The organism is Bacillus sp. SIMBA_154 (assembly GCF_046536015.1).
Classification (GTDB): Bacteria; Bacillota; Bacilli; order Bacillales; family Bacillaceae; genus Bacillus; species Bacillus pumilus_P.
This window is the reverse complement of sequence record NZ_JAWJBV010000395.1, coordinates 1-258: the sequence shown is the minus strand read 5'-3', so window position 1 is coordinate 258 and position 258 is coordinate 1. Positions and strand designations below refer to the sequence as shown.

Annotated in this window: 1 protein-coding gene; it reads right to left on the bottom strand. The window is 45.7% G+C overall.

The genetic code is table 11. From position 1 onward, the window contains the following. On the bottom strand, positions 1 to 258 hold a 258-nt coding region (locus R0K30_RS22515), incomplete at both ends, for an alkaline phosphatase family protein (RefSeq protein ID WP_410613134.1).

Here is a 258-nt window from a genome sequence, read left to right as displayed (position 1 = left end):
CTCAAGCGAGTACGTAATTGCCCCACTAAGGCATCTAACTTATGAACAGCGTCACGTGTTTGTACTGCATCAGGGCCAAACTCATGCCCCATACTATCAACCAGCGAAAAGTAACTGGCTACAAAACGTGGGCGCTGCGCTTGAGGCAAACTTAACCATTGTACAATTTGGTCAATTCTGTCTTGGTAGTCACCTTGTTTAGAATAATGAAAATAGTAGTCTGGCGTCATACCATTAAAGCGCGCATCCGACTCAGGC